The organism is Limosilactobacillus gorillae, from assembly GCF_001293735.1.
GTDB classification, from domain to species: domain Bacteria; phylum Bacillota; class Bacilli; order Lactobacillales; family Lactobacillaceae; genus Limosilactobacillus; species Limosilactobacillus gorillae.
In genome coordinates, this window is sequence record NZ_BCAH01000039.1 from 1 (window position 1) to 8,637 (window position 8,637).

Consider the following 8,637-nt stretch of genomic DNA (forward strand, 5'->3'; position numbering starts at 1 on the left):
AAATTTTACAATCTGCCTTATTTAAATTAACCCGTTATGTATAAGTTGATGTAGACTTACCGCGGGGAAACAACCACCAGTTAGGGTTGAAGGAATCAGAAGGATTAGTGGTTTGTAAAGAGATTATTGAATGGGGCTGTTGGCCACGTAGTTCTATCCATACGGTCGCAGAAACATTGTTAGACCAAGGCGCATGCCTTTTCTTGATGGTGGTTTATTTCGCTTATCAGGATGTTAAAAGTTTTGAGTGATATTTTCGTGTATTTTTAAGCCCCTTGACAGACATAATTTTTAATAGTACAACGGTAGTAAACGCTGTCATTACTGTATTTTAGTTGGATTTATACATAAAGTTTTTTATTAACGGAGGAGGCGAATGGTTGAACGTCATGTCATTGAAACTGGAATGGCGGTCCTGAGCGTTATTACGTTGCTCGTGATTGCCCTAATGTGGTTGGCCGGAACCTATTCAGTGACCCTGATGACGGTGATGGGGATCTTAATCATGCTGGGTGTCCTGGTCGGGAGCGTGGTTCCCAATATTTTAATCACGTGGCTAATGATTGGGACAACCACCATTGGGGCAGCAGTTTTACTAATAGGGTACGTGGTGATGGATAACTGGCTTAAGTGGCTCTTGTTACTGGCCTTTCCCGCTGTCGCTTCCCTGGTGGCGTTAGCCCGCTATTTCATTGGTGACTGGGGTTGGATGGACCGTTGCCGTGGAGATATTGACTCGTGGGCGGCCCATTACGATACACTGGTCAAGCTACAGACCAAGTACAATGCCCGTAAGTACTACCAAAAGGTGGTCCACTTTATTACTAATGAGCATGCTGATTTGCATGTTGATGTCATGGCGATTCACTGGGCCCATAGTTCGCAGATTCGCCAATTTAACGAGGAGGAATACTGGCAAAACCTGCGCCGGATCGGCAAAATCTTAAAGGAAGGACGGTACCCGTCCGAGCAGCTTTACTACGTCAATGACGCAACTTTTTTGATCATAACCCTGGACATGTCGCCGACAACGTACGAGTACAAGAATCGTGCAACAAAACGCCAATTAGATGAATTGATGCTGGGTGAGGCGACTCTGCAATTTCAGTGGGGGCACCTGAGTGTCAACCGGCAAAACGTTCTGGGCTACCCTAACTTGGATCGGGTTCTGCGCCACGTTAAGCGGGAAATGGAAACCGATCTGGTGGTTGAATACATGAAGAGTGAGGTTTCGGACTAATGGAGGCATGGTTTTTCTGGCTGGCCACGGTGATTACCGTGGCATTCCTTGTTATGATGGTGATTTTATTTATCTGCCAGTGGGTGATTTATTTTCGGGTGGAAAAGACCGTGATGCAGCGGCAGCATCCGGCCTACTTGAGACAGTCCCAAGCAAAAGAGGGGGATTGACGTGATTAGCGAAACCCTTTTAATTATTAGCTTGGTATCCATCTGGCTGTCCCTATTGATGTCGATGGTTACCTTAAGCGGGGCAATCCACTTTTGGCTTAAGTATTCCGCTAAGTTAGTGACGACTGAACCGTTGCCGTATTACCCCAAGGTCACAGTTGTGGTTCCGGCTCACAATGAAGAATTAGTAATTGCCAAGACCACCCGGGCGATTCTAGACCTAAATTATCCAGCTGATAAGGTTGAGTTGATCTTAGTTGCCGATAACTGTGACGACCACACCGCCAAGATAATGCGGGAGGTTTTAAATAACCGGTCCTACCGTTACCGTAATGCGCGGGTAGTTGAGCGTCACGGGAGTGGGGGCAAAGCCGGTGTTTTAAACGATGCTTTGAAGATGGCCAGCGGGGAGTACATTGGGGTTTATGATGCGGACGCGATGCCCGAGAAAAACGCCCTGTACTTTTTAGTTAAGGAGGTTTTGAAGAACCCTGAGCGTCACGTGGCTGCCTTTGGTCGCAATAAAACCCGGAACGCTAAGCAAAATTTCTTGACCAGGTGCATTAACCAAGAGATTGTCGTTACCCAGCGAATCCAGCACTGTGCAATCTGGCACATGTTTAAGATTGGCCGAATTCCGGGGACTAACTTCATTATCCAAAAAGACTTTGTTGAATCGATTGGTGGCTGGCGCAACGGGGCTTTAACCGAAGACACTGATATCTCGTTTACGATCATGCAAAGCGGCAAACTGATTGCATTGGCGTACAACTCGGAAGCCTTTCAGCAGGAGCCCGAAACGCTTCATGACTACTATTTCCAGCGCCTACGCTGGTCCAAGGGGAACTATCAGGTAATCCTACATAACTTCTGGCACCTCTTTGACCGGTCCAACTGGCGGGTTAAGTTAGAATGTTTTTACTACTCGTGTACCTTCCTGTGGTTTAACTTGGCCATCATTTTGTCTGACGTGATTTTTTTAGCCAACGTGGTTGCTTTAGGGGTCCGTTTATTTAACCCCACCGTTTACTTACCATTCACCTTCGAACAGGGGAACATCTTGATCGCCCAGCTGCTCTTGTTGAACTGGGCCTTGATGATTATTTTATACGTCCTGCAAATTTCGATTGCCATGGCGACCCAGTTCGGGCAAGCCACGACCAATCAGGTTTGGATGGCACTGGTGGCTTACTTTACCTACAGCCAGCTTTTTACCATTATTGCCGTTCACGCCGTTTGCTCGGTAATGGCAGATGGCCTGTTTCATCGTAACGGTAATGTTTGGGTTAAGACGCGGCGCTTTAGTGATTAATGATATTGAGTGAGATCTATGCATAGAAATAAAAAATGCCGCTGGTGGCTATGGGTAATCATTGCCTTAGTCTTTGTCATCTATACGCTTGCGTTGATGACGGTGCGGCTCAAAAATCCGGCGCACCTGCAAAAGCGAATCTACCAGCAGTGGAAGCAGGACTATTTGGTCCAAAATAAGCAGGGAACCTTTGTGAATGCCGGAACGAAACGGAATCCGGCGGCACTGTCCGAGGCCCAGGGCTATGGGATGATGATTACCGCCTTGGCTGGCCGCCGGGGCTGGGCGAGTCAAGGAGAATTTGACCGCCTGACCAGCTACTACCTGAACCATCGCGACGTGGTTAATAACCAGCAGACCGCCCTAATGAAGTGGCACCAGCAGAAGAAAAAGGGGCAGTGGGTAAGCGAGGCTAATTCTGCGACGGATGGTGACTTGTACATTGCAAATGCCCTAGCACTCGCCGCTAAGACTTGGCCCAATAAGGCTACTTACTACCACCAGCTGGAACGGCAATTAGCAACGGATATTTTGACCTATGAATATAACCCACAAACTGGTGTCTTATTAACCGGGGACTGGGTCGATGCTAAGTCGCGCTATCGTAAGTTAATGCGTACCTCTGACGTGATGCCCGTGGTCTTTGACCGCCTGGCCCAAGACACTGGCAATACCCAGTGGCAGGCGGTTAAGGCAACGATGCTGGATCGTCTGGTCGATCTATCAAATGAGCATAAGACAGGGTTGGTTCCCGATTTTGCCTGGGTAACGACGAAGCATGCCGAGCCGGTGGGTGCCAATACGATCGCCTCTAAGTATGACGGCCAATACTGGTTCAATGCCTGCCGAGTACCCTACCTTTTGGCCGCCAGCAAGGACCCGCGAGCCCAACGGGTTTTAAATAAGATGATGAAGTTTTTCTCTAAACAATACGAAGTCTTCACGGGTTATACCTTGCGGGGCCGGCCCATCATAAAGCGCAAAAACGCCGGCTACAGTGCACCAATTTTTTATGCGGTTAATTTGAATCGTAATCATGGCTATGACAATTTATTTGACAGCGAGAAGAGCATCTTTGCTCAGAAACTCAACCAAAATGATTACTATGGAGCGACCTTAACCACCCTGGTCGCCGTGGAAGGATGGAAGCAATGACGAAGAAAATCATGATTGTCTTTGGAACCCGTCCGGAGGCAATTAAAATGGCCCCGGTGATCAAGGCTTTAGAGGCAACGCCGGAACTAGAACCGATCACCGTGGTTACTGGCCAGCACCGAGAGATGTTGCAACAGGTTTTAGATATCTTTGATTTAAAGCCGGCTTACGACCTGGCAATTATGCAAGAGAAGCAAACGCTAACTACGATTACTAACAAGGTCTTGAAGGGGCTTGACCCAATCCTTGAACGGGTTCGCCCTGATATGGTTCTGGTTCATGGCGACACCACAACCACGATGGCCGCGGCAATGGCGGCTTTTTATCATCAAATTCCGGTTGGGCATGTTGAGGCGGGGCTCAGAACCTGGACCAAGTACTCTCCTTACCCGGAGGAAATGAACCGTCAGCTTACCGATAACCTGACTGATCTCTACTTTGCTCCGTCCCAACAGGCAGCTGCTAACTTAACACGCGAGGGTCACCCGCGCGAACGGATTAAGATCACTGGTAACACCGTTATTGATGCCCTGCACTACACGATTACCGAGGACTATCACCATGAATTATTGAAGCGCCTGACCCCGACCCACCGGACAATCCTTTTGACGATGCACCGGCGTGAAAACCAGGGGAAGAAGATGGAAGGGGTGTTCCAAGCGATTCGCCACGTGGTAGAGAGCCGGGGTGACATTGACCTGGTTTACCCGGTCCACTTGAGTCCGGCCGTTCAAAAGGCGGCTCACCGGGTGTTTGATGGGGTGGATAATGTTTACTTAATTGACCCCTTGAATGTGGTTGACTTCCACAACCTGGCTGCCCGCTCCTACTTTATTATGACTGATTCCGGGGGAATCCAAGAGGAGGCGCCCTCTTTAAACCGGCCGGTCCTGGTCCTGCGTGAGACTACCGAGCGTCCGGAAGGGGTAAAGGCCGGCACGCTGAAGCTGGTGGGGACCGATCCGGCTACGGTTGAACATGAGATGAACAGCCTGCTAGAAAACCCGCTAGAATACAGCGCCATGGCCCAGGCCAAGAACCCGTACGGGGATGGTCATGCCGCCGAGAAGATCGTTAAGTCAATCCAAAGCTTCTTAGCACAAGTTTGAAAACAGTATCTAGTCACGCTATCATAATTAGTGAAGTAAGCAAACCAAAGGAGCATTAAGTGTAATGAAGATTCTGATGTACAGTACCCACGAGCACGAACGGACCTACGCTGAGGAATGGGCCAAGGAAACCGGCAACCAGGTTCAAATGGAAATGGTGCCGCTGACCGCCGAAACGGTCAAGATGGCTAAGGGCTTTGACGGGGTCAGCATTCAGCAAACCAGTCCGGTTGAGCAGGAAGTGTACCAGGCTCTGGCTGAGATGGGGATTAAACAAATCAGTACCCGGACGGCCGGGTATGACATGTTGGATCTGGAAACGGCCAGCCAAAATGGGCTCACGGTTACCAACGTGGCAATCTACTCACCGCGGGCGATTGCCGAAATGGGGGTCACTCAGGCCATGTACCTGCTACGTAACATTGGACGCTTCAACGAACGGATGGAAAATGACCACGACTTCCGCTGGTCAGGTGATTTGATCGCAAAGGAAATCTACACCTGTACGGTTGGGTTGATCGGGGCCGGTCACATTGGGGGTGCCACCGCCCAAATTTATAAGGCCTTGGGCGCCAGGGTGATTGCCTATGACCCGCATCCAGATCCGGAGTTAGCTCCCTTCATGGACTTTGTCGACGTGGACACGGTCCTAAAAGAGGCCGATATTCTTTCCCTGCACGTGCCGTTGCTGCCAAGCACGGAAAAGATGATCGATAAAGAGGCAATTGCCAAGATGAAAGACTCGGCTATCTTAATCAACATGGCTCGCGGGGGCTTGGTTGATACTGAGGCGTTGATCGCTGCCTTGAACAGTGGCCACCTGGGTGGGGCCGGTTTAGATACGCTGGCTGATGAAACAACCTACTTTGGTAAGCAAGTCGATGCTGAAGCGGTGCCGGGCGATTACCACGAGTTGGCTGAAATGCCAAATGTGGTGGTGACGCCACACGTGGCCTTCTTCACCAACGTAGCGGTTCGCAACATGGTTCGGATCTCATTAAATGATGTAGTGGCCATTAAGACCGGTGAACGGTGCAAGAACATCGTTAAGTAAGTATCCACTCGGATCGCTCTAAAAGGGGTGTGTGATTTTGCCATCACACACCCCTTTTGGTGCCTGCCGTTTCCCTGTGCTATACTATTCTTTATCACTAGTCATTTGAATGGAGTTATCATGCCAAAGAATAAAATTAGCCTCTTCTCCGGAATCATGCTGGCGCTGTCGTCACTGATCGGCTCCGGGTGGCTGTTTGGAGCGGGGACGGCGGCCAAGGTCGCTGGCCCGTCAGCCATTATTTCCTGGGTAATTGGGGCGGCGATTATGATCCTAATCGCCTTTAACTACGTTGAATTAGGGACAATGTTTCCCGAAAGCGGGGGGATGAGCCGCTTTGCCCAGTATAGCCATGGGCCCTTATTAGGATTCTTAGCGGCCTGGGCTAACTGGGTTTCTTTGATCACCCTGATCCCGATTGAAGCAGTTGCTTGTGTCCAATACATGGCCGGCTGGCCGTGGAAGTGGGCCAACTGGACGGCTAACTTTATGCACGATGGCGCCATCACCACCAAGGGACTCCTGGTGGTTTACGTCTTCATGCTGGTCTTTACCTTAATCAACTTCTGGTCGGTCAAGGTCTTGACCCGCTTCACCTCCTTGGTCGGGGTTTTCAAATTGGTTATCCCGACCCTGACGATTGTGACCTTAATTGTGGTTGGCTTTCACCCGGGTAACTTCGGCCACAGCACCGCTACCTTTATGCCCAACGGGACCCGCGGGATCTTTGAAGCGGTGACCGTTTCAGGAATCATCCTTTCGTACGATGCCTTTCAAACCGTCATCAACATGGCGGGGGAAATGGTCAACCCGCAAAAGAACATCTTTCGTGGGGTCTGGATCTCCCTGACAATCACGGCGATAATTTACATCGCCCTACAGGTTGCCTTTATCGGGGGCGTTAATCCGGTAACCCTAGCCAAGGTTGGCTGGCAGGGAATTAACTTCTCCTCGCCATTTGCCGACCTGGCAATTCTGTTAGGGCTGAACTGGCTGTCGATCCTCTTGTACATGGATGCCTTTGTATCACCGTTTGGAACCGGGGTGACCTTCGTGGCTACCTCAGCCCGGACCCTGGCGGCCATGACCCGTAACGGAAATATTCCGGCCTGGCTGGGGCGCTTGAACCGTCGCTACATGATTCCACGCTTTGCCATGGTGGCCGACCTCTTGCTGGCAATGGTCCTGGTCTTTTTCTTCCGGGACTGGTCCAAGCTGGCGACCGTGGTTTCAGTTTCAACCTTTGTGGCCTACGCTACAGGGCCAGTGACCGCCGTTTCCCTGCGGAAGCTGCGCCCAGATTTTACCCGGCCCTTTAATTCTAAGGCCCTTTCTTGGGTGGCCCCCCTGTCCTTTGTTTTGACTAGCATGGTAATCTATTGGGCTATGTGGCCAACGACCATTGAGGTTATCTTTGTGGTGGTCCTGGGGCTGCCAATCTATGCTTACTACCAGTACAGGTACGATCATGTGCCGCTTAAGACCCAGCTGAAGGGGTCCTTATGGATGTTAGTCTACCTGGTACTCTTATCTACCATCTCTTACTTTGGGAGCAAGGGCTTTGGCGGAACTGGACTGATCGAATACCCGCTCGACTTTGTGGTGATCATCGTAGTTTCATTGATCATTTACCGCTGGGCGATTGCCTCGCGGATTGACGGGCCTGACCTCGAGGAAGCCGCCAAGGTTAACGAAGACGTAGTAATTGATAAAGAATAAAAAAAGAGTGTGATAGTTTTCACACTCTTTTTTGTTTAGGGCTTGGTCAACCAACCACGGGTTCCGGGCTCGAAAGCCCTAAAAACCCGTGGCTTGTGAGCCAAGCACCCTTATATAGCAGGACCATATAAGGATAACTCAGACCACAATTTACGTAGATACGGACAACTTGCCCAGCCTTTCGGCTGAGTAGCGGTCGTCTAATTACCAACGCCTTTAACGTTCCCAGGTTGCCAGAGGAACGGGTCTAGCCGAACTAGACCATTTGTTTTTCCAGACCTTTAGCCAGAATGTTTTGTGCGGCATTATGATCACGAATATGGAATGCTCCACACTTAGGACACGTCCATTGTCGATCTTTTAAGGTCAGTTTTTGGGTGTCTTCAGTTCCCATGACAAAGCCACACTCATGACACGTCTGGGTAGTATTCTTAGGATTAACTTTGACAAAGGTCCGACCATACAGGTCGGCCTTATAATCTAACATTCCTAAGAAACTACGCCAGCCTACATCGCTAATGCTCATTGCTAAAGCATGGTTTTTCAGTAGGTTAGCGCTTCTTAGTTCTTCGGCAACGATCACATCGTGGTTCTTGATGAGTTTCGTTGACAAATTCTGTAAGAAGTTACGCCGTTGATTGCGGACTTTTTGGTGTAGTTTGGCGACTAATAAGCGTTGCTTCTGGTAGTTCTTGCTATCCCGCAAAGCACGATGCTCTTTCTTGGCTCGACGTTGCCGCCGACTGAGCTTGCGTTGGGCTTTGGCCAGCTTGCCTTTAATTGTGCGGTAGTAACGCGGATTAGCGACTACGTCACCGTTGCTGGTCGTCAAAAAGTTATCGGTGTTGAGATCAATACTGAGATGACCGCCTTTGGCG

General features: G+C 49.9%; 8 protein-coding genes. 7 read left to right on the forward strand and 1 reads right to left on the reverse strand.

All coding sequences use genetic code 11. The annotated features are described in order from the left end of the window. The first annotated feature begins 376 nt into the window (after nt 1-376). The 7 genes from AOQ57_RS06985 (at nt 377) to AOQ57_RS07010 (ending at nt 7,759) form a co-directional block, all read left to right on the forward strand. Nucleotides 377-1,240: a hypothetical protein gene (locus AOQ57_RS06985; protein ID WP_093626537.1), complete on the forward strand. Its 864-nt coding sequence runs from the start codon at nt 377-379 to the stop codon at nt 1,238-1,240. Then, entirely contained in the window at nt 1,240-1,410 is a 171-nt protein-coding gene (locus AOQ57_RS08245) for a hypothetical protein (protein ID WP_167336640.1), read from the forward strand. Before AOQ57_RS06985 ends, AOQ57_RS08245 begins: the two co-directional genes overlap by 1 nt. Nucleotides 1,411-1,468: 58 nt before the next feature. Further along, on the forward strand, nt 1,469-2,722 hold the full coding sequence (locus tag AOQ57_RS06990; protein ID WP_439950844.1) for a glycosyltransferase family 2 protein: 1,254 nt from the start codon (nt 1,469-1,471) through the stop codon (nt 2,720-2,722). Between the two features lie 18 nt (nt 2,723-2,740). Continuing rightward, a complete protein-coding gene (locus AOQ57_RS06995) occupies nt 2,741-3,877 on the forward strand; it encodes a glycosyl hydrolase family 8 (protein ID WP_093626539.1) in 1,137 nt (378 codons plus the stop codon). Next, complete coding sequence (wecB, locus tag AOQ57_RS07000; protein ID WP_093626541.1) at nt 3,874-4,986, forward strand: non-hydrolyzing UDP-N-acetylglucosamine 2-epimerase; 1,113 nt, start codon at nt 3,874-3,876, stop codon at nt 4,984-4,986. The genes AOQ57_RS06995 and wecB overlap by 4 nt, the downstream gene beginning before the upstream one ends. Nucleotides 4,987-5,050: 64 nt before the next feature. Further along, the gene (locus tag AOQ57_RS07005; RefSeq protein WP_093626542.1) at nt 5,051-6,040 is read left to right on the forward strand and encodes a D-2-hydroxyacid dehydrogenase; all 990 of its coding nucleotides are present in this window, start codon (nt 5,051-5,053) and stop codon (nt 6,038-6,040) included. 120 nt (nt 6,041-6,160) lie between these two features. After that, nucleotides 6,161-7,759, forward strand: a complete 1,599-nt coding sequence (locus tag AOQ57_RS07010; RefSeq protein ID WP_167336641.1) for an APC family permease — start codon at nt 6,161-6,163, stop codon at nt 7,757-7,759. Between the two features lie 256 nt (nt 7,760-8,015). Here the strand turns inward: AOQ57_RS07010 and AOQ57_RS07015 are convergent. After that, a partial coding sequence (locus AOQ57_RS07015) for an RNA-guided endonuclease InsQ/TnpB family protein (RefSeq protein ID WP_157686487.1) occupies nt 8,016-8,637 on the reverse strand: 622 nt, incomplete at its 5' end.